14 protein-coding genes are annotated in these 19,884 nt (G+C 67.7%); 7 read left to right on the top strand and 7 right to left on the bottom strand.

Annotation, left to right across the window (positions count from 1 at the left end; translation table 11 throughout):
* Nucleotides 1-88: 88 nt before the first annotated feature.
* Entirely contained in the window at nt 89-1,039 is a 951-nt protein-coding gene (hemC, locus tag DDE13_RS14040; RefSeq protein WP_111404926.1) for a hydroxymethylbilane synthase, read from the bottom strand.
* Between the two features lie 109 nt (nt 1,040-1,148).
* On the opposite strand from hemC, the gene hemE reads away from it, so the two are divergent.
* Nucleotides 1,149-2,195 carry a uroporphyrinogen decarboxylase gene (hemE, locus tag DDE13_RS14035; protein WP_111404925.1) on the top strand — a complete coding sequence of 349 codons (1,047 nt, stop codon included), beginning with the start codon at nt 1,149-1,151 and terminating at the stop codon, nt 2,193-2,195.
* 182 nt (nt 2,196-2,377) lie between these two features.
* Here hemE and DDE13_RS14030 read toward each other — a convergent pair whose 3' ends face one another.
* Complete coding sequence (locus tag DDE13_RS14030; protein ID WP_111404924.1) at nt 2,378-2,983, bottom strand: inner membrane-spanning protein YciB; 606 nt, start codon at nt 2,981-2,983, stop codon at nt 2,378-2,380.
* 321 nt (nt 2,984-3,304) lie between these two features.
* On the opposite strand from DDE13_RS14030, the gene DDE13_RS14025 reads away from it, so the two are divergent.
* The 4 genes from DDE13_RS14025 to DDE13_RS14010 all read left to right on the top strand — a co-directional run bounded on the left by DDE13_RS14025 (nt 3,305) and on the right by DDE13_RS14010 (nt 8,556).
* Nucleotides 3,305-3,961 (top strand): hypothetical protein, encoded by a 657-nt coding sequence (locus DDE13_RS14025; RefSeq protein WP_162631016.1) that lies wholly within the window; start codon nt 3,305-3,307, stop codon nt 3,959-3,961.
* Nucleotides 3,962-4,120: 159 nt separating this feature from the next.
* Complete coding sequence (locus DDE13_RS14020; protein ID WP_111404922.1) at nt 4,121-5,785, top strand: pentapeptide repeat-containing protein; 1,665 nt, start codon at nt 4,121-4,123, stop codon at nt 5,783-5,785.
* A 170-nt stretch (nt 5,786-5,955) separates the two neighbouring features.
* Complete coding sequence (gene serS, locus DDE13_RS14015; protein ID WP_111404921.1) at nt 5,956-7,248, top strand: serine--tRNA ligase; 1,293 nt, start codon at nt 5,956-5,958, stop codon at nt 7,246-7,248.
* An 87-nt stretch (nt 7,249-7,335) separates the two neighbouring features.
* On the top strand, nt 7,336-8,556 hold the full coding sequence (locus DDE13_RS14010; protein WP_111404920.1) for a glycerophosphodiester phosphodiesterase family protein: 1,221 nt from the start codon (nt 7,336-7,338) through the stop codon (nt 8,554-8,556).
* Nucleotides 8,557-8,614: 58 nt separating this feature from the next.
* Here the strand turns inward: DDE13_RS14010 and der are convergent, their stop codons facing one another.
* From der to DDE13_RS13995, 3 genes are read right to left on the bottom strand one after another with little or no spacing between them, the layout of a single operon-like run.
* Nucleotides 8,615-10,057, bottom strand: coding sequence for a ribosome biogenesis GTPase Der (der, locus tag DDE13_RS14005; protein ID WP_111404919.1), 1,443 nt, complete (start codon nt 10,055-10,057; stop codon nt 8,615-8,617).
* A 52-nt stretch (nt 10,058-10,109) separates the two neighbouring features.
* Nucleotides 10,110-11,537, bottom strand: a complete 1,428-nt coding sequence (locus DDE13_RS14000) for a PQQ-like beta-propeller repeat protein (protein ID WP_235868705.1) — start codon at nt 11,535-11,537, stop codon at nt 10,110-10,112.
* A 1-nt stretch (nt 11,538) separates the two neighbouring features.
* Nucleotides 11,539-12,189, bottom strand: coding sequence for a hypothetical protein (locus DDE13_RS13995; RefSeq protein ID WP_111404917.1), 651 nt, complete (start codon nt 12,187-12,189; stop codon nt 11,539-11,541).
* Between the two features lie 208 nt (nt 12,190-12,397).
* Here DDE13_RS13995 and DDE13_RS13990 point away from each other — a divergent pair, with 208 nt between their 5' ends.
* Both DDE13_RS13990 and DDE13_RS13985 read left to right on the top strand, forming a co-directional pair.
* Nucleotides 12,398-13,507 carry an efflux RND transporter periplasmic adaptor subunit gene (locus DDE13_RS13990; protein WP_111404916.1) on the top strand — a complete coding sequence of 370 codons (1,110 nt, stop codon included), beginning with the start codon at nt 12,398-12,400 and terminating at the stop codon, nt 13,505-13,507.
* Entirely contained in the window at nt 13,504-17,097 is a 3,594-nt protein-coding gene (locus DDE13_RS13985; RefSeq protein ID WP_111404915.1) for an efflux RND transporter permease subunit, read from the top strand. Before DDE13_RS13990 ends, DDE13_RS13985 begins: the two co-directional genes overlap by 4 nt.
* A gap of 169 nt (nt 17,098-17,266) precedes the next feature.
* On the opposite strand, the gene DDE13_RS13980 is transcribed toward DDE13_RS13985, so the two are convergent.
* Together DDE13_RS13980 and DDE13_RS13975 are read right to left on the bottom strand one after the other, a co-directional pair.
* Nucleotides 17,267-19,108: an ABCB family ABC transporter ATP-binding protein/permease gene (locus DDE13_RS13980; RefSeq protein ID WP_111404914.1), complete on the bottom strand. Its 1,842-nt coding sequence runs from the start codon at nt 19,106-19,108 to the stop codon at nt 17,267-17,269.
* Nucleotides 19,109-19,139: 31 nt separating this feature from the next.
* Nucleotides 19,140-19,884: LysM peptidoglycan-binding domain-containing protein (locus DDE13_RS13975; protein WP_222626104.1), on the bottom strand; the 745-nt coding region annotated here is incomplete at its 5' end.

The following is a 19,884-nucleotide window of genomic DNA, read 5'->3' as shown; positions in this document are numbered from 1 at the left end:
GCGGCATGGTGACGGTTTTGCGATGCCCCGTCGCCGCAGGGCCGCACCGTCCCGGCCGCGGCCGCCGCGGCGCAGTGCTGGGCCCCGCTCAGCCGGTCTTCCAGTCGAAGAACCCCGGCCCCGCGCGGTCCAGCAAACCCGCCGCCAGCGCGCGGCCCATCTCGGCGCCGTCCTCGATCGGTCCGCTCACGCGGTCGGCCAGCGCCTCGGACCCATCGGTGCGCAGGATCTCGCCGCGCAGGTGCAGCGTGCCGCCGTCCAGTTCCGCCAGCCCCGCGATGGGCGTCTCACAGGACCCGTCGAGCCGTGCAAGGAACGCACGCTCCGCCGCCAGCCGCTGCCCGGTCACGTGGTCATGGATCGCCGCCAGCATGTCGCCCGCGCGATGGTCGTCCGCGCGCCGTTCGATCCCGATGGCGCCTTGCGCCACCGCGGGCAGCATGTCGTCGGGGTCGATCGCGCCGCGCGCGACCTCGGTCATGCCCAGCCGCCGCAGCCCCGCCATGGCGAGGAACGTCGCCACCGCCACGCCGTCCGCCAGCTTCTTCATCCGGGTCTGCACGTTGCCCCGGAACTCCACCAGTTGCAGGTCGGGCCGCCGATGCGCCAGTTGCGCGCGCCGCCGCAGGCTCGACGAGCCGACCACGGCGCCTTCGGGCAGGGCCGCGATCCCGTCCGCGTGCAGCGACACGAAGGCATCGCGCACGTCCTCCCGCGGCAGGTAGCAATCCAGCACCAGCCCCTCGGGTTGCAGCGTCGGCATGTCCTTCATGGAATGCACGGCGATGTCGATCCCGCCCGCCAGCATCGCGTCCTCGATCTCGCGGGTGAACAGGCCCTTGCCGCCGATCTCCTTCAGGGGGCGGTCCAGAACCCGGTCGCCCGTGGTCTTGATCACGACCACCTCGAACGCCTCCGGCGGCAGGTCGAAGGCGGCGGCCAGCCTGTCGCGCGTCTCGTGCGCCTGCGCGAGCGCCAGGGGCGATCCGCGTGTGCCGATCTTGAGGGGTTGGGCGGGGCTTGGCAGGGTCAGCGTCATGGCCCCGGCGTAGCCCTGTCATTTTGGATTGACAACATGAAACCGCGCGACGCGTTGACATTGCCGCGCCCGTGTCGGACCACAACCCCAGATCAAGCGCGAGGATGACATGGCGGAACAGAAGACACTCCTGCGGGCACTGGCCGGCGAAACGCTCGACGTGCCGCCGGTGTGGATGATGCGGCAGGCCGGGCGCTACCTGCCGGAATACAAGGCAACGCGCGCGCAGGCCGGGGATTTCCTGTCGCTGTGCTACAACCCGGACCTCGCCGCCGAGGTCACACTGCAACCGATCCGCCGCTACGGCTTCGACGCCGCGATCCTGTTCGCCGACATCCTCCTGATCCCCGACGCGCTGGGGGCCGACCTGTGGTTCGTCACCGGCGAAGGCCCGCGCCTGTCCACCACCACCACCGACAGCGATTTCGGCAAGCTCAAGCACGCCGCCGACATCCACGACCATCTCGCCCCGGTATACGAGACGATCCGCATCCTACGCCGCGAGCTGCCCGAAGAGACGACGCTGATCGGCTTCGCGGGCGCGCCATGGACCGTCGCCACCTACATGATCGCGGGGCAAGGCACGCCGGACCAGGCCCCCGCCCATGCGCTGAAGGCCGAGAACCGCGCGCTCTTCAACGCTCTGATCGGGCGGCTGACCAACGCCACGATCGAATACCTGTCGGCGCAGATCGACGCGGGCGCCGAGGTCGTGAAGATCTTCGACAGCTGGGCCGGATCATTGAAGGACGACGATTTCCGCGACTACGCGCTCGAACCCGCGCGCCAGATCATCGCAGCACTCAAGGATCGCCACCCCGGCATCCCCGTCATCGCCTTCCCGCGCGAGGCGGGGGACCACTACATCGGCTTCCACGCGGCGACCGGCGCGGATTGCGTGGCACTCGACAATTCCGTGGACGCCGACTGGGCCGCCGCCAACGTGCAGAAGGACGGCTGCGTGCAGGGCAACATGGCGCCCGGCCACATGGTCACGGGCGGACAGGCGCTGGTGGACGAGGTGCGCCGCATCCGCAAGGCTTTCGCGGGCGGGCCGCACATCTTCAACCTCGGCCACGGGATCACCCCCGATGCCGACCCCGAGAACGTGGCCCTGATGGTCGAGACTTTGCGCGAGGGGCAAGCGGGCGGCTGAACCGCGGCCCGGCAACCGCGCGCGGGCGGACAGGCCGGTCAGGGCCGCGAGACCCAGCCAGCCCGGGGGGCTCCCGCCCGTCTTCGCCACGGCTGCGCCGCGTCTCATCCCGTTGGGCTTGGCCGCGCGGTCGCGCGGCGCTCGGGCGGCTGCGAGCGATGCCTACCGGGCGCGCGCGCCGCTCACCCGGCGGGCGTCTCGTCGTCCACCCAGTGGCGCTTCATCAGCCCCGACTGTGCGATGAAGAAGGCGAACATCGCCGCCATCTGCCCGAATGTGTCCCACGCGACATAGACATCCGTCGAGAAGCTGCGCCAGATCACCTCGTTCGCCCCCGCCATCAGTGCAAGGAACACCGCCAGCCGCCGCGTCAGCGCCATCCAGCCCGCATGGGTCAGCGGCACCGCGCCATCGAGCACGAATTCCAGCCACGACTGCCCCCGCGCGATCCCGATCCACAACAGCCCCGAGAAGATGCCGAACACGATCGTCGACTTCATCTTGAAGAACCGCTCGTCGTTGAGCCACACTGTGAGCCCCCCGAACACCACCACCATCACCAGCGTCATGATCTGGATGCGCGACACCCGCCCCGTCAGCTTCCACAGCGCCGCGTTCGACGCCAGCAGCACGGGGATGAACGCCGCCGTGATGATCACGAACCCTTCATAGTCGCGCCCGCCCAGGGTCACGACCTCCTCGCGCAGCCAGATGTATCCGGCCACGAAGGCCAGCACCGGCCCCAGTTCCAGCACCTGTTTCAACACCGCGTTGCGCGTCTCGGTCATGGCTCGCTCCCCCTGTCTGCCGCGGGACCTAGCCCATCCCGCAGGCCCCCGCCAGCCCCGGCGCCATCCCGCCGATCCCGCGAATCTCGCCCGAACGGCACAGCCGTGACTTGCGATCCCGCAAGCCGCGCTCGCCTGAACCAAGGGAAAGCCTATTTTTTGCGCAAACTTTTCAACCCATCCGAGAAGTACACAATCTTAACGGGCGCGCCCGCGTTTTCTTAACCATTTTGCAGCGAAAGCTTTTGGCCCGGACCAGTCCCGAGGTTAATCAAATTCACGCAGACCCTTCCACAGTTTGCCTTGCAAAGGTATTTCACGATGCGACATCTCCTCCGCTCCACATTGATCGGTGCCGCCCTGCTCGCACCGGTCGGCGCGTTCGCCGCGGTCCTCGATTTCGACGCGCTCGACGCTTCGGCGAGCCAGACGATCGCGCTGCCCTCCTTCTCCGAGGACGGCTACACCTTCGACCTGTTCTTCACCGGTGGCAGCCTCGGCCCGGCGATCTTCGACACGACCTGTGTCGGCTACACCGCCAACTGCAACGGCGACGAAGACCTTGTGCCCGCGGTGCAGGGCGAAAACGGCGTCGGCGGCAACGTGATGATCCTCCAAAGCACCTCCGGTGCCACGCCGAACGACTTCGCCGGCGGCGGGACGATCGAGTTCCGGCTCACCTCCGGCCCGTCCTTCTTCCTCACCGGGTTCTCCGGGGTGGACGAACAGCCGATCACGGCCTTCGACACGGACGGGGTGACCGTGCTTGGCGTGATCGACCTGCCGAACGACAGCGACACGGGCATCGCCACGTTCAAGTCGTCGCGCATCGACGTGGGCGAATCGTTCTTCATCACCTTCACCGGATCGGGCGGCATCGACTCGCTCGTGGTCGCACCCGTGCCCGTGCCCGCGGCCCTGCCCCTGTCGCTTGCCGCCCTCGGCGCGCTCGGCTGGGTCCGTCGCCGTCGCGGCTGACCCGTCGGCCCGTCCGGGGCCATGCCAGCACAACCGGCGACCGGCATCCCCGACAGGGTGCCGGTCGTTTCCCTTTCGGGGAGGCCGCCACCGCGCGCCTTGAGCCGCCAACACGCCACCGCTACGGTCACCGGCAGGTGAACGACAGGACAGGCCCACGTGCGTGAGATCATGGACACCGCAGCAGCGGCCCTCGCACGGGCGTTGCCCGCCACGCCCACCGGCTGGTTCATCACGGCGGTCACCTGCGCCGCAATTGCAGCCCTCGCTTCGCTGCTCTGGACGAGAGTGCGCCGCAAATGGCTCGCGCGCGCCTCTCGAACGCTTGGCGGGCGGTTCTCAGGGTTCATGTCGGCCTATTACCTGCGTCTGTTTCTCCCCATCGCTGCCATCGCCATCGCCTGGGCCTTTCTCGCCTATCTTTGGAAACTCCCCGGCCTGATCGGCGGGGTGCTCGACCTGCTCGACACCGGCATCGACGCCGCCCGCGACGGCGCCCCCACCGCCACCGACGACATCCGCAGCCTCGCCTATGCCTTCGCAGCGCTGGCCGGTGCGCTGACCATATTCGCGACGATTCCCTTCCAACTGGTGAAGGTCTGGACAAACGAACGCCAGACCCGCACCGCCGAGGAGAACCTGACCACCGACCTCATCAACAAGGCGGTGGAGGGGCTGGGCGCGCAGAAGGAGGTAAGTCGCTTGGGTCGGCCGATAACAATTTCTTTCACCCCGCCGCCCGGCACAGACTCGGAGTACGAAGAGCGCAACGAGATCGAGTGGCTCGGCCACCCGGTTCAGCTTGAACGGAACCAGTCGCTGCTTGAAACAGAGGATTGGCAGGTCTTTACAGAGACCCTCCCCAACATCGAGGTACGGCTCGGCGCTATCTACGCGCTCGAACGCATCGCGCAGGACAGCCCCCGCGACCATATCCGCGTGATGGAGATCCTCTGCGCCTACCTGCGCGAAAACGCCCCCGCGCGCGACGCCCGCCGCCACGATCTCGGCCCATGGCCAGTCTTAGCCGTTTTTCCAAACAAGGACGACTTTTCGAAACACTTCGAGGAAGAGGAGCAATGGACAATTCGCCTTGAAAATTGGCTCAAAATCCTTCGCTCTGACCATCCGCCGCGTGCAGACATTCAGGCCGCGATCACCGTGATCGGCCGCCGAAGCCCCGCCCAGATCGCGCTGGAACAAACCCCGAAAGACGACGGCACCCACACCTACCGGCTCGACCTGCGCAAGGTGAACCTGCAAGTGGCCGACCTATCAAAGCTCAATCTAGGGAATGCGCGGTTTGACGAGTCGCACCTTGAAGGAGCGAACTCATTCGAGACGCAATTTGACGGAGCAGTCTTCGACCGGGCGCATCTGAACGGCACACTTTTCGGCACAGCGTCTTTGGTCCGCGCTAGCTTTGTCCAAGCTCAACTGGAGCGGGTACCCTTCATCAACGCTCGGTTAGAAGGAGCGATCCTCGGTAAAGCGCACATGGAGGGGTCCTCCCTCGCCCAGTCGCACATGCAAGGAGTTTGGCTTCTCGACGTCCATCTATCCCAAACAACAGACTTGACACCGGTTACTCTGCGGGGTTCGGGCCTAAAAAATGTGAACCTTGCTGACGCCGCGACAAATGCAGAAATACTTCCCCGCCTCCTTTCTGAAGCTTTCGGCGATGCCTCCGTCGCCCTGCCCGAGGGCCTGAAAGCCGGCGACCCGCCGCTGGACCACTGGTCCACCGAAAAGCTCAACTGGCCCGATTTTCGCACCGCATGGCGCGCCCATCAGCGCGCCATCGGGTATGTGCCGCCCGACTGATCCGCGCGGCGGCGGTGCGGGGCGCGTAAGCCGCCTGCGGGGAAAGGAGTCATATGAAAGTCATATGCGATTCATATGGGATTCCGACACGCCGATTCCGGCCTTTTCCCGCCCGCCCCGATCGGCCATAACCCCGCCCAACGCCACGCCTTGGACCAGAGGGACCCTCCATGCACGACATCCGCCTGATCCGCGACGACCCCGCCGGCTTCGACGTAGCCATGGCACGCCGGGGCCTGAAAGGCTTTTCCGATCAGGTACTTGACCTCGACACCACCCGCCGCAACGCGATCTCGGCGGCCGAGGCGGCACTCGCCGACCGCAACGCCGCCTCCAAACAGGTCGGCGCCGCCAAGGCCGCCGGGAATGACGAAGAATTCCAAAGGCTTAGGGATCTCGTGTCAACCAAGAAGGCCGAGATCGCGGACCTGGAGGCCGAGGCGAAAGAGGCCGACGAAGCGCTCCGTAACCTCTTGATGACGCTGCCGAATATACTGTCGGCGAATGTCCCCGACGGCCCCGACGAGTCCGCCAATGTCGAACTCCGCCGCTGGGGCACCCCGCGCGACTTCGATTTCCAGCCAAAGGAACACTTTGAAATCAAGGCCGTAGAGCCCGGAATGGATTTCGAGGTCGCCGCCAAACTCTCCGGCGCGCGCTTCGTCGTGCTGTCCGGTGCCGTCGCTCGCCTGCACCGCGCACTGGCCCAGTTCATGCTGGATACACACATTGATATAAATGGCTTGACCGAAACATGGACCCCGGTCCTCGTGCTCGAAGACATGCTTTATGGCACCGGCCAACTGCCCAAATTCGGCGAAGACAGCTACCAGACCCGCGAAGGCTGGTGGCTCGTCCCCACCGCAGAGGTGACATTGACGAACATCGTCAACGGTCTGATCATAGAGGAAAATTATCTCCCGCGCCGCTATGTCGCGCACACCCAGTGCTTCCGCTCCGAAGCCGGATCGGCAGGCCGCGACACCCGCGGGATGCTCCGCCAGCACCAGTTCGAAAAGGTCGAGATGGTGTCGATTACCCATCCCGATCAATCGGTTAGCGAACAGGCGCGGATGACCGACATCGCCGAGGATATCCTGCGACGGCTCGATCTGCCCTACCGCACCATGGTGCTGTGCGCCGGCGACACCGGTTTCGGCGCCACCCGCACCCACGATATCGAGGTCTGGCTGCCCGGCCAGAACGCCTACCGCGAGATCAGTTCCGTCTCCAACTGCGGCGATTTCCAGGCCCGCCGCATGAATGCCCGCTTCCGCCCCGAGGGTGGCGGAAAACCCGAGTTCGTCCATACACTTAACGGCTCCGGGCTGGCGGTCGGGCGGACCCTGATCGCGGTGCTCGAAAACGGCCAGCAGGCCGATGGCAGCGTCGCGATCCCCACCGCGCTCCACCCGTATCTGGCCGGAAAGACGGTGATTTCCGCGGACGGCCAACTGGCCTGATCGAAACTTCACGGGGCCGTCACGGCCCCGTCAACTCGGCGTTACATTGCGCGCGCCATCTCCTGCCACATCTGACAGGAGTCCACGATGCGTTGCATGATTTCCGCCCTCGCCCTTGCCGCCATGGCCGCGCCCGTGCTTGCCGACACCGTAACGGTCGGCCCGCGCCCCGCCTTCCTCATCGACCTGCTGGAGGACGGCGCGCTGAAGGATCAACTGGCCGCCTGCGCCGACCAGCCCGTGCGTCGGACCGATTTCTCCATCGCCCATCGCGGCGCGCCGCTGATGTTCCCAGAGCATACCGCCGAAGCCTACATGGCCGCCCATCGCATGGGCGCAGGCATCCAGGAATGCGACGTGACCTTCACCGAGGATCTCGAACTGGTCTGCCGCCACGCGCAGAACGACCTGCACACAACGACGAACATCCTTGCGACCGAGCTTGCCTCCACCTGTGTCACGCCGTTCACACCGGCATCGGGTGATACACAGGCAGCCGCCGAGTGCCGCACATCCGAGCTGACGCTGGCCGAGTTCCGCACGCTGACGCCCAAGATGGACGCGGCCAACACCGCGGCGACAACGGTTGAAGACTACCTCGACGGCACGGCGCCCTTCCGCACCGACCTCTATTCCGCTGAAACCCCGACGATCCTGACCCACGCCGAATTCGTCGAGATGTTCAAGGACCTTGGCGTCAAGTTCACGCCGGAACTGAAATCCGCATCGGTCGACATGCCGTTCAACGGCTTCAGCCAGGAAGACTACGCGCAAAAGCTGGTGGACGAATACAAGGCCGCAGGCGTGCCCGCGTCGGACGTGTTCCTGCAGTCCTTCGACCTGTCGGACGTGATCTACTGGATCGAGAACGAACCGGAATTCGGCGCGCAGGCGGTCTATCTCGACGACCGCTACGAGGCGTCGGACGAGGACGAGGGCCCGATCGACCCGATGGACGCGTCGACCTTCAAGCCCACGATGCAGGAATTGGCGGATATGGGCGTGAACTACATCGCCCCGCCGCTGTGGATGATGGTCACGGCACGGGACGGCGAAATCGTGCCCAGCGTCTACACCGAAGAAGCGCAGGCGGCCGGTCTGAACCTTGTCGCGTGGACGCTGGAACGCTCTGGCCCGCTGACGACGGGTGGCGGCTGGTATTACCAGTCGATCAACGACATTACCGATAGCGAAGCCGACGCGCTGAACCTGCTGCACGTGCTGGCGCAGGACGTGGGCGTCGTGGGCGTGTTCTCGGACTGGCCCGCCACGGTGAGCTACTACGCAAGCTGCATGGGTCTCGACTGATCCACGCCAATGGATGTTGAGCGACCGGCGCGGGGGGAAACCCTCGCGCCGTTTGCCGTCAATCGGGCCGGCGCCCTTCGAGATGCTTGCGCAGCCGCGACGGCCCGGCCTTCTTGCGGTCCTTGTAGGGGTTCTGGTCCCCCTGCCCGCGGAAGGTCAGCCGGATCGGCGTGCCCGGCATGTCGAAATCGGCCCGCAAGCCGTTGACGAGATACCGCTTGTAGCTGTCGTTCAGCTTGTCGGGTGCGGAGCACATCACCACGAACCCCGGCGGGCGCGTCTTCACCTGCGTCATGTAGCGCAGCTTGATCCGGCGGCCTGCTGGCGCAGGCGGCGGGTGCGCCTCCAGCATGCCGGACAGCCACTGGTTCAGCTTGGCGGTGGTGATGCGCCGGTTCCACACCTCGTGTGCTTTCAGCACCGCGGCCCGCAACCGGTCGAGTCCCCTTCCCGTCTTGGCCGACACCGTCACCAGCGGCGCACCGGACAGTTGCGGCAACAGGCGCGCGAATTCTTCCTTCAGTTCGGCCAGCCGGGCCTGCCGGTCGTCCTCCATATCCCATTTGTTGACCGCGATCACGACCGCGCGCCCCTCCCGCTCGGCCAGATCGGCGATGCGCAGGTCCTGCTGCTCGAACGGGATCGCGGCGTCGAGCAGCACAACCACGACCTCGGCGAACTTGACCGCGCGCAGCCCGTCGGACACCGACAGCTTTTCGAGCTTGTCCTGCACCTTGGCCTTCTTGCGCATCCCCGCCGTGTCGAAGGCGCGCACCGGGCGGCCGTCCCAGTCCATGGTGACGGAAATGCTGTCGCGGGTGATCCCGGCCTCGGGGCCGGTCAGCATCCGGTCTTCGCCCAGAAGGGCGTTGATGAGCGTTGACTTGCCCGCGTTGGGCCGACCGACAATGGCGATCTGCAAGGGCTTGTCGGGCGCGTCCTCGGCGATCTCGCCATCCTCGACCGCCAGTTCGGTCGCGGGGGCATCGGCGCGTGCGCGCTCTTCGAACTCCTCGGCGACTGGGCGCAGGACGGCCATCAGGTCGCCCATACCCTCGCCATGTTCGGCGGACAGGCGCAACGGTTCGCCAAGGCCCAGCCCATACGCCTCCAGCACCCCGGCTTCGGCGGCGTTGCCCTCGGCCTTGTTCGCGGCCAGGATCACGCGCGCGGCGCGGCGGCGCAGGATGTCGGCAAACACCTCGTCCGTCGGCGTGACTCCCGTGCGCGCGTCCACGACGAACAGGCACACATCGGCCATGTCCACCGCGCGCTCGGTCAGGCGCCGCATCCGGCCTTGCAGGCTGTCGTCGGTCACGTCTTCCAGACCCGCGGTGTCGATGACGGTAAAGCGCAGGTCGGCCAGCTTCGCCTCGCCTTCGCGCAGGTCGCGGGTCACGCCGGGCTGGTCATCGACCAGCGCAAGCCGCCGCCCGACGAGGCGGTTGAACAGCGTGGACTTGCCCACGTTGGGGCGGCCGACAATGGCGAGGGTGAACATGGGACGCGGGTTCCTGACGGTGACGAAGCGCAGCCCCTACACCATCGCGCGCCTAACGGAAAGCATGCAACTGGCCGTTTTCCGTCAGCACGTAGAGCACGCCGCGCGCCACGACCGGCCCGGCGGTCGCGGGCGCACCCAGATCGGTCTGGCGCAGCGCGGCGCCTGAACGCGGGTCGAATTCGCGCATCAGCCCGTCCGAGGACACGACGATCAGCCGCCCCCCCGCAAGCACGGGCCCGAAATGGGCATAGCTTTCGCGCCGCCGGCGGACCCGTTCTTCCGGAAATAGCGGCAGGGTGCCGGACCACACCACGCTGCCGTCGTCGGCACGCAGGCGCACAAGCTCCGACTGGTCGGACACCGCGAAGATAGCGCCGCCGACCGGGATGACTTGGCTCACCGCACCTTCGGACGCGGTCCAGCGCCGTTCGCCGGTGGCAAGATCCAGCGCCGCGATCCGTCCCGTGGGCGTGCCCACATACACGGTGTCGCCCGCCACGACCGGGTCGGCCGTGATGTCGGATACCCGCGCATAGGCCGCGCCGGGCCGCGCGCCCGCCAGGGTCGTCGCCCAGAGCCGCACACCGCTGAGCCGCAGGGTGGCGATCACGTCCCCCGAGCCGAAGGGAAAGATGGCCGTGCGCCCGGACACCGCGGGCGCAGGCCCTGCATTGGTGAAGGTCCCGCTTTCCCCGGCATTCAGCCGCCACAGCACGCGGCCCGTACCGGTATCGATGGCAAGCGCCTCCGCCCCGCGGGTCGTCACGTAGACGAGATCGCCGGCCACCGTCGGCGGCCCGGACGGGACCGCGCCAAGGGCCTGCTGCCAGATCTCGGCGCCGCTCGTGGCATCAAGCACATGCAACCGCCCGTATCCCGTGGCGATGAACAGCCGCCCATCTGCGACGGCAAGGCCCCCGCCCGCGGCTTCTCCCGCCCGTTCCGTGGCGGGTGTCAGGTCACGGCGCCAGAGGACAGACCCGTCGGCGCTGGTCGCCTGCACTTCGGAAAAGGCGCTCAGCGTGAAGACGCGCCCACCATCGACGACGGGGGCGGCGGTGCTGCGCACGCGGCGGGTGGCTGGGGTGCCGATCTCGACGCTCCAGGCGCGGGACAAGTTGGACCCCAGCGCGGGATGCACGGTCAAATGCGCGGGATTGCCGCCGACATGTGTCCAGTCCGCGTTGCTGCGCGGCGCGGGCAGCGAAAGGGCGGCGGGTTCGCCTGTCACGACATAGGGGCGTGTCGGGACCCGCGTCGGCGGCTGCGGCGGTTCTTCCGGGACGGGCGCATCCGGATCGAAGGCCTCCACCGCCTCCGCTGCCTCGCGCGGGCCGAAGCGTTCGCCGGGCAGGATTTCCTCGGGCGGAGCACAGGCCGAAAGCCCGAGCGCCAGCAACATGGGCAGCCCAAGGCGGCGCAGGGCGCGCGGGGGCCAAGCGGCCCGACCGCGTGTCAGGGCGACAGGGTGCGTCACGTCACTGCCCGTCCGGATCGCCGCCGAGAACCACGAAAAGCTGTGCCGCACGCTGGCGCTGCGCCGGCTGGGCCTCGGCATCGTCGATGAGTGGCCGCACGAGGTCGCGCGCTCGGTCCCGATCGCCCGTTTCCATCGCCAGAAGCGCCATCTGTTCCTGTGCCAGCAGGCGGAAGGGCGCACCCGGCGCCGTGAGCGTGTCGAGCCGGTCGAGCTTTTCCTCGGCGAACATCGGATAGTCGGCCAGAAGCACCAGCTTGAGCGTCGCAAGATCGCGATAAAGCGGCGGCACTTCCGGATCGTCGGCCAAGGCCTTGAGGATCTCGCCCGCGCGCGGCGCGTCGGACCCGGCCAGTTCGCCCGCTTCCAGCATGCGCAGAACGGCCAGGGCCGCACCGGATGCGTCGATCTCGGCTAGGCGGGTCGCGCGGCTGGACCCTGTATCGGCCTCGAGCGCCGCGAAGATCCGGTCGCCAAGATCCTGCGCGGCCGCCCGCTCCTGCGCCTTGCGCCACTCGAGCAGCGCCGCACCGCCGATCACCAGAACCAGTGCCAGAGCCACGATCCAGCCATACCGTCGCGCCAGCGCGAAAAGCCGGTCGCGGCGCACCTCTTCGGTGACTTCCTCGATGAAACTGTCGCTCTGGCTCACACCATGCCTCCTGCCTTGAGTGGCGCAGTCTTAGCCCGTGCGAGGGAGCGTTGCCAAGTGGCCGCAGCGGCAAATCGCATCTGCCGCCGCGTCGGGGGTGCATCTTGAAAACGGCAGGCGGGCATGATTAATCTGAACCGGTCGGTTCACCGTATCGGGCGGCAAAGCGGACCTGCGGTACCGGGTGCGCGACAAGAGGGTTTTCTGAATGCGCTTTCTGCCTGTCCTGACATCCGTCATCGTGGCCCTTGCGCTGTATGCGCTCGTGTTCGAACGCGACCGGCTGCTGTCGTTTGCAGGGCGGACGCCGGCGTCAAGCACGGCCGCGGCGCGCGAACCGGCGGCCCCGGCCACGCCCCCCGCAGACCCGGCGCGTGTCGCCGTGATCGCAATGGACAGCACGGCCGAGACCGCGCAATCCGCCGTGGCCCTGCGCGGGCAGACCGAGGCGTTTCGCCGCGTCGAGGTTCAGGCGGAAACCAGCGGCCGCGTGGTGTCCGAACCCTTGCGCCGGGGCGCCACGGTCGCGGCGGGCGACACGTTGTGCCAGCTTGACCCCGGCACGCGCCCTGCCCAGCTCGAGGAAGCCGAGGCCCGGCTGGCCGAGGCAGAGATTTCGAACACCGCCGCGTCGCGGCTCGCCGAAGGCGGGTTTGGGTCGGAAACCCGTGCCGCCGGAGCCCTCGCCACGCTGAGTTCCGCGCGCGCCGCCGTCGCCGCGGCACGGACAGAGCTGGAGCGGCTGACCATCACCGCGCCCTTCGGCGGCGTGCTCGATACCGATACGGCGGAACTGGGCAGCCTGATGCAGCCCGGCGCGCCCTGCGCCACGATCCTGCAACTCGACCCGATGCGCGTGGTTGGCTACGTGCCCGAAACCCGGCTGGATGCCGTGCGCGTGGGTGCCCCTGCACAGGCGCGGCTTGCGGACGGGCAGACCGTGACCGGCGCGGTCAGCTTCCTCGCCCGCGCGGCGGACCCCGCCACGCGCACGTTCCGGGTGGAGATCACGGTCCCCAACCCCGACCGGGCCATCCGGGACGGGCAGTCCACCGATATCGCCATTTCCGCCGAGGGGCTCGCGGCACACCGCATCCCGTCATCTGCTCTCACGCTCGACGACGAAGGCACGATGGGGGTTCGCATCGTGGACGCGGGTGACATCGCCCGCTTCGTGCCCGTCAAGCTGTTGCGCGACACGACGGACGGTGTGCTCGTGACCGGGCTACCCGACCGGGTACGGATCATCACCGTGGGACAGGAATTCGTCACCGACGGCGTCCCCGTCCGGGTGACCGAAGCGGGACCGCGCACATGACCGGCATCGTCGATTGGGCCGCCGCGCGCGCCCGGATGGTCGTGGCGTTCATCGTGCTGTCGCTGCTGGTCGGCGGCTTTGCCTACATCTCGCTGCCCAAGGAGGGCGAGCCTGATATCGAGATCCCGGCGATCTTCGTATCGGTGCCCTTCCCCGGCATTTCCGCCATCGATGCCGAAAGCCTGCTCGTGCAGCCCATGGAGACGGAACTGGCCGGGTTGGACGGCTTGAAGAAGATGACCGCGACCGCGGCCGAAGGCTACGCGGGCATCGGGCTGGAGTTCGAGTTCGGGTGGGACAAGACCAAGACGCTGGCCGATGTGCGCGCCGCCATGAACAAGGCCGAGGCGAATTTCCCGGACGGCGCGGAAAACTACAGCGTCAACGAGATCAACTTTTCCGAGTTCCCGATCATCATCGTCAGCCTGACGGGCGACGTGCCCGAACGGACCCTGGTACGGCTTGCGAAGTCGCTTCAGGACAGGTTCGAGGGCATGGACGCTGTGCTGGAGGCGCCGCTCGCGGGCAACCGCGACGAAATGCTGGAAGTCGTGATCGATCCGCTGCGGCTGGAAAGCTATGACCTGACCGCGTCGGACCTGATCGGTGCTGTCGTGAACAACAACCAGTTGATCGCGGCAGGCGAACTTGACCTTGGTGCCGGAGCGTTCGGGGTGAAGATCCCGTCGTCCTTCGACGAAAGCCGCGATGTTTTCGATCTGCCGGTGAAGACCAGCGGCGACCGGGTCGTGACCCTGTCGGACGTGGCCGATATCCGCCTGACCTTCGAGGATCGCGGCGGCACGGCCCGGTTCAACGGCGCGGACACGGTTGCGTTGCAAGTGGTCAAGCGCAAGGGCTTCAACCTGATCGACACCGCGGCAGCGGTGCGTGCGGAGATCGACGCAGAACGCGCGCTCTGGCCGGAAGAGCTGCAGGCGGCGGTGCGTGTCAGCACGTCAAACGACCAGTCGACCATCGTGGACAGCATGGTCAAGCAGCTCGAAGGGTCGGTGCTGACGGCCATCGCGCTGGTGATGATCGTCGTGCTGGCGTCGCTGGGCGCGCGGTCGGCACTTCTGGTGGGGTTCGCCATCCCGACCTCGTTCCTGCTTTGCTTCGCGTTCCTCGCGCTGATGGGTGTCACGATCTCCAACATCGTGATGTTCGGCCTTATCCTGGCCGTGGGGATGCTGGTGGACAGTGCCATCGTCGTCGTCGAATACGCGGACCGGCGGATCTCCGAAGGGTCCGGCCCGATGCGCGCCTATGTGGAGGCCGCGAAGCGCATGTTCTGGCCCGTCGTCAGTTCGACCGCTACCACGCTTTGCGCGTTCCTGCCGATGCTGTTCTGGCCCGGCGTTCCCGGCGAGTTCATGGGGATGCTGCCCGTGACGCTGATCTTTGTCCTGTCGGCCTCGCTCGTGGTGGCGCTGGTGTATCTGCCGGTGATGGGCGGCGTGTCGGGCCGGATCGCGCGCAGCTTCGAACGGGCGGGTTCGGTCATCGCCGCACGGCCACTGTGGCTGCGCGTGGCACTGGTGCCGCTGGCTGTCTACGGGATGTTCGTCGGCGCCATGCAGCTGCTGAACCCCGCCTACCTGTTGGGCGCGCTGGCCCCCGCGGGCGTGGCCGGCTACCTTCCGGGGGTGGCGCTGTTCCTTGCGGGGGCTGCCGCGTCCTCCATCGCCATGGCCGCCGTGCGGCCGGCGCGCGCGGTCCCGCGCATCGCCGGCGGCAACCGGCGGACCCCGTTCGGCCGCTTCATCGCGTTCATCGTGGGCAACCCGGTCATGCCGCTCGTCACCATAGGCGCGGTGATCTTCGTCGTCGTGTCGGTCTTCGGCTATTTCGGCGCCAACAATCGCGGGGTCGAATTCTTCGTGGACAGCGAACCCGAGCAGGCCATCGTCTACGTCCGCGCGCGGGGCAACCTGTCCATCGCGGACAAGGATGCGCTCGTGAAGCGGGTGGAGGACATCGTTCTGGGCACCGATGGCGTCCAGAGCGCGTTCGCCTTTGCCGGCGAGGGCGGCCTGAACGCGAATACCGGCGGTGGGGAAGCCCCCAAGGACACGATCGGGCGGGTTCAGTTCGAAATGATCCCGTGGGCGGACCGCCCGCGGGTCGCGGCAGAGGGCGGGTTCTGGAAGACGCTCTTCCTGCGGGAAGAGGTCGATCCGTATTACGATGGCAATGCCGTGATCGCCCGCATGCAGGCGGAACTGGCAACAGTGCCGGGGGTCGTGGCCGAAGTCACCGATCTCGCCATGGGGCCGGCGTCGGGCAAGCCCGTGCATCTGCGCCTGACGGGCGACAACTGGGACGCGCTGCAAGAGGCCACGAAGATCGCGCGCGACCGCTTCGACGCGACACCGGGCCTGACGGATATCGAGGATACATTGCCCCTGCCCGGCATCGACTGGCAGATCGACGTGAACGTGGCCGAGGCCGGACGGTTCGGCGCGGACGTGGCCACCGTGGGCGCCATGGTGCAACTTGTGACCCGCGGCATCCTGCTCGATACCATGCGCGTCGACAGTTCGGACGAGGAAATCGACATCCGCGCGCGCCTGCCCGAAGCGGACCGGCTTCTGTCCACGCTCGACACGCTGCGGGTGCGCACGGCGGAGGGGTTGGTGCCGCTGTCCAACTTCATCACGATAACGCCGGTGCCGCGGCTGGCCGAGATCAACAGGATCGACCAGAGGCGCTATTTCGACGTGAAGGCCGACGTGGCCCCCGGCCTGACGAATGACGCAGGCAGCCCGATCAACGCGAACGAACGCATCGCGGCGCTGACCGCATGGCTGGAGGCGGAAACGCCCCTTCCCGCGGGCGTGGCATGGGAGTGGACAGGCGACCAGGAGGAACAGGCCGAAAGCGAGGCGTTTCTCGGGCAGGCCTTCGTGGGCGCGCTCGGGCTGATGTTCATCATCCTGCTGGCGCAGTTCAACAGCTTCTACAACGCGGTCCTGGTGCTGCTGGCCGTGGTGCTGTCCACCACGGGCGTGCTGATCGGCATGCTGGTGATGAACCAGCCGTTTTCCATCATCATGACCGGCACGGGCATCGTCGCCCTGGCAGGGATCGTCGTGAACAACAACATCGTGTTGATCGACACCTACCAGGAACTCAACCGTTACATGCCGCGGACGGAGGCGATCATCCGCACGGCCGAAACCCGCATCCGCCCCGTGCTGCTGACCACCCTCACGACCATGGCCGGCCTGACGCCGATGATGTTCGGGCTCAGCCTCGATTTCATCGGCGGGGGTGCCACGCTGAACAGCCCGACGGCGCTGTGGTGGATCCAGTTGGCGACGGCGGTGGTCTTCGGGCTTGGGGTGGCGACGATGCTGACGCTTGTGTTCACGCCCGCGATGCTGGCCGCACGGGTCTGGGCTGCGCATTACGTGATTGCGCTTGGCCGCGTGCTGGCACGCTGGACCGGGGGACGGTCAAGCCGGGCCGCACAGGACTGGGTCCTGCGCCGCCGGGCCCGCCGGATCGGGGCACCGGAAATCCTGTGGGACACCGACCAGCCCTCGCCGGCCGCCCCGGCCCTGCCTCTGCGCGCGGCCGAATAGTCCGGTCGCAGAGACACCGGGCGCGGCGCGGATCAGCCAGCGCGGCACGGTCGGTGGCGCATGCCGACGGCCAAGCGTTGCGACCCGCCTCGTCGCGCAGGTCGATCGCGCCGCCGCTTGGCATTCTTTCAGAATGGCGCGCACCCATCGCGGTGAAGGGCGAGCGGGGTCAGGCCGCTTCTTCACCTCGCGCCTGACGGTTCCACAGCGCGGCATAGCGCCCGTTCTGGGCCAGAAGCTGCCCATGCCCGCCCCGTTCGACGATCCGGCCGTCCTCCATCACGAGGATAAGGTCCGCATCGACCACGGTGGACAGGCGGTGCGCGATGGTCAGGACCGTGCGCCCTGCCCCCATAGCCCGCAGGCTGGCCTGGATGTCGCCCTCCGTCTGGGTGTCGAGCGCGCTTGTCGCCTCGTCCAGCACCACGATGGGCGGGTTCTTCAGCAATGTCCGGGCGATGCCCACCCGCTGCTTTTCACCCCCCGACAGCTTCAGCCCGCGTTCACCCACCTGCGTGTCGTATCCCTCGGGCAGGCTCGCGATGAAACCGTGCAGGCGCGCGGCGCGGGCGGCCTCCTCGATCTCGGCGCGGGTCGCTCCGTCGCGGCCATAGGCGATGTTGTAATACAGGCTGTCGTTGAACAGCACCGTGTCCTGCGGGACGATTCCGATGGCAGCGTGCAGGCTGTCCTGCGTGACGTCGCGCACGTCCTGTCCGTCGATCAGCACCGCGCCCGCCGTCACGTCGTAGAACCGGAACAGCAGCCGCCCGATGGTGGACTTGCCCGCGCCCGACGCCCCCACCAGCGCCACGGTCTGGCCCGGCTCGGCGGTGAAGTCGATACCGCGCAGGATCGGGCGTGCGGGATCGTAGGCGAAAGACACGTTGCGGAACTCGACCCGCCCCGGCCCGGGCACCAGCGCGGGCGCGCCAGGCTTGTCGGCGATCTCAGGCGGCTGGTCCAACAGCGCGAACATTTCGGCCATGTCGATCAGGCTTTGCCGGATCTCGCGGTACACCATGCCCAGCATGTTCAACGGCATTGTGATCTGGATCATGTAGGCGTTGACCATGACGAAGTCGCCCACGGTCAGCGTGCCCGCCTGCACCCCGCGTGCGGCCATCACCATCACCGCGATCAGCCCGCCCGAGATCAGCACGGACTGGCCGAAATTCAGGATGGCCAGCGATGACTGCGTGCGCAGCGCCGCGTCCTCGTACCCCGCCATGGCCTGATCGTATCGCCCGGCCTCGCGTGCCTCGGCGCCGAAATACTTGACGGTTTCGAAGTTGAGCAGGCTGTCGATGGCCTTCTGGTTGGCATCGGTGTCCTGGCGGTTCAGCTCGCGCCGGATACCGACGCGCCATTCGGTGATCTTGAAGGTGAAGACGACATAGGCGACGACCGTGCCCGCCACGACCGCGAGATACCGCCAGTCGAACACCGCTGCCAGAACCACGCCCACGAGCAGCAGTTCCAGCATCAACGGCCCGATGCTGAGCAGGATGAAGCGCAACAGGAAAGACACGGCTTTCACCCCGCGCTCCATGATGCGGCTCAGCCCCCCGGTCTTGCGCGTGATGTGATAGCGCAGGGACATGCGGTGGATATGGCCGAAGGTTTCCAGCGCCACGGCCCGCAGGGCGCGCTGGCCCACGCGGGCGAAGATCACGTCGCGCAACTGCTGGAAGCCCACGTTCAGGATACGCGCCATGCCATAGGCCACGGTCAACCCGACCGCGCCCGCCGTCAGCATCCAGACCCCGTCGGGCGCGTCGCCCGCCAGCATGTCCACCGCCGCCTTGTAAAGGAACGGGGTTCCCACCGCGATCAGCTTGGCCACCAGGAGGGCCGCCAATGCACCGACAACCCGTGCCTGCAAGCCCGGCGCGTCGCGCGGCCACAGATACGGGCCCACGCGGGCGAGGATGGCAAGCGTGCCCGCCTCCTGCCCGTCGGGCGGGCGGATACGGTCGGCGGGATCGGTGGCGTCTGTGCTCGGTCTCATGGGTGTGATCTAGCGCCGGCGCGCGACGCTGTCACCGGGGCGCGGCGATCGGGCGGGCGACGGCGCCATTGCCGGACGTGTCGGGCAGGCGAAAGACCTGCCCCGGATAGATCAGGTCGGGATCGCCGATCGCATCCCGATTGGCGTCGTAGACCTGCACGTAGCGGCCCCCGTCACCGTAACGGTCCCGCGCGATGGCCCAGAGTGTCGCACCGGGCTGGACGGTGACGATACGCGCCGCTTCGCCAGAAAGGGCGGCAGCCACGTCCGCGGGGGTGGCGCGGCGGAAGGGGATGGTCATGCTGTCGGTCGCCGCCGCACCGGGCGCGGCGGCGCGCGCTATGTCGAGTTGATAATCGCCGGGGGCGACGCCGTGCAGACGCAGGGTCCATGTGCCATCGGCGTCCGGCGCGGTCTCGACCGGCGGAAGACCCGACAGGGCCGCGCGCACGATACCACCCGGCGTGGCGCGTCCACGCAGCACGACCGCGCCTTCCGCGCCATAGTCGACACTGTCGAGCCTGACGGCTTCCCCCGCCAGCGGCGCGGAGGCCATGACCCGGACCCCGTCCGCGCCGCTGACCAGCGGCACTGGGCTGGCCAACGCGGCGGGCCCGGCGGTGGCCGCAGCTTGCGGGTCGGTCATGGGTGCGGGTGCAGACCCCCGATGTTGCGCGGCCATCCCCTGTGCCGGGTCGGGTCCCCGTGGCTCCGGGACAGGCGCCGCGCCCACGTCCGTCGGCCCGCGCCCGAAGGTGTCGGCGCCACCGCCTGGC

It is taken from the genome of Meridianimarinicoccus zhengii, assembly GCF_003254465.1.
In the GTDB taxonomy this organism is placed as follows: Bacteria; Pseudomonadota; Alphaproteobacteria; order Rhodobacterales; family Rhodobacteraceae; genus Meridianimarinicoccus; species Meridianimarinicoccus zhengii.
The sequence above is the reverse complement of the archived record's forward strand: the minus strand, read 5'-3'. Positions and strand labels throughout refer to the sequence as shown.

Coding starts and splice junctions, on each gene's coding strand:
- DDE13_RS13980 (WP_111404914.1), bottom strand. CDS start 19,108: ATGAGACCGAGCACAGACGCCACCGATCCCGCCGACCGTATCCGCCCG.
- hemC (WP_111404926.1), bottom strand. CDS start 1,039: ATGACGCTGACCCTGCCAAGCCCCGCCCAACCCCTCAAGATCGGCACA.
- der (WP_111404919.1), bottom strand. CDS start 10,057: ATGTTCACCCTCGCCATTGTCGGCCGCCCCAACGTGGGCAAGTCCACG.
- DDE13_RS14030 (WP_111404924.1), bottom strand. CDS start 2,983: ATGACCGAGACGCGCAACGCGGTGTTGAAACAGGTGCTGGAACTGGGG.
- DDE13_RS13985 (WP_111404915.1), top strand. CDS start 13,504: ATGACCGGCATCGTCGATTGGGCCGCCGCGCGCGCCCGGATGGTCGTG.
- DDE13_RS13990 (WP_111404916.1), top strand. CDS start 12,398: ATGCGCTTTCTGCCTGTCCTGACATCCGTCATCGTGGCCCTTGCGCTG.
- DDE13_RS14025 (WP_162631016.1), top strand. CDS start 3,305: ATGCGACATCTCCTCCGCTCCACATTGATCGGTGCCGCCCTGCTCGCA.
- hemE (WP_111404925.1), top strand. CDS start 1,149: ATGGCGGAACAGAAGACACTCCTGCGGGCACTGGCCGGCGAAACGCTC.
- serS (WP_111404921.1), top strand. CDS start 5,956: ATGCACGACATCCGCCTGATCCGCGACGACCCCGCCGGCTTCGACGTA.
- DDE13_RS14010 (WP_111404920.1), top strand. CDS start 7,336: ATGCGTTGCATGATTTCCGCCCTCGCCCTTGCCGCCATGGCCGCGCCC.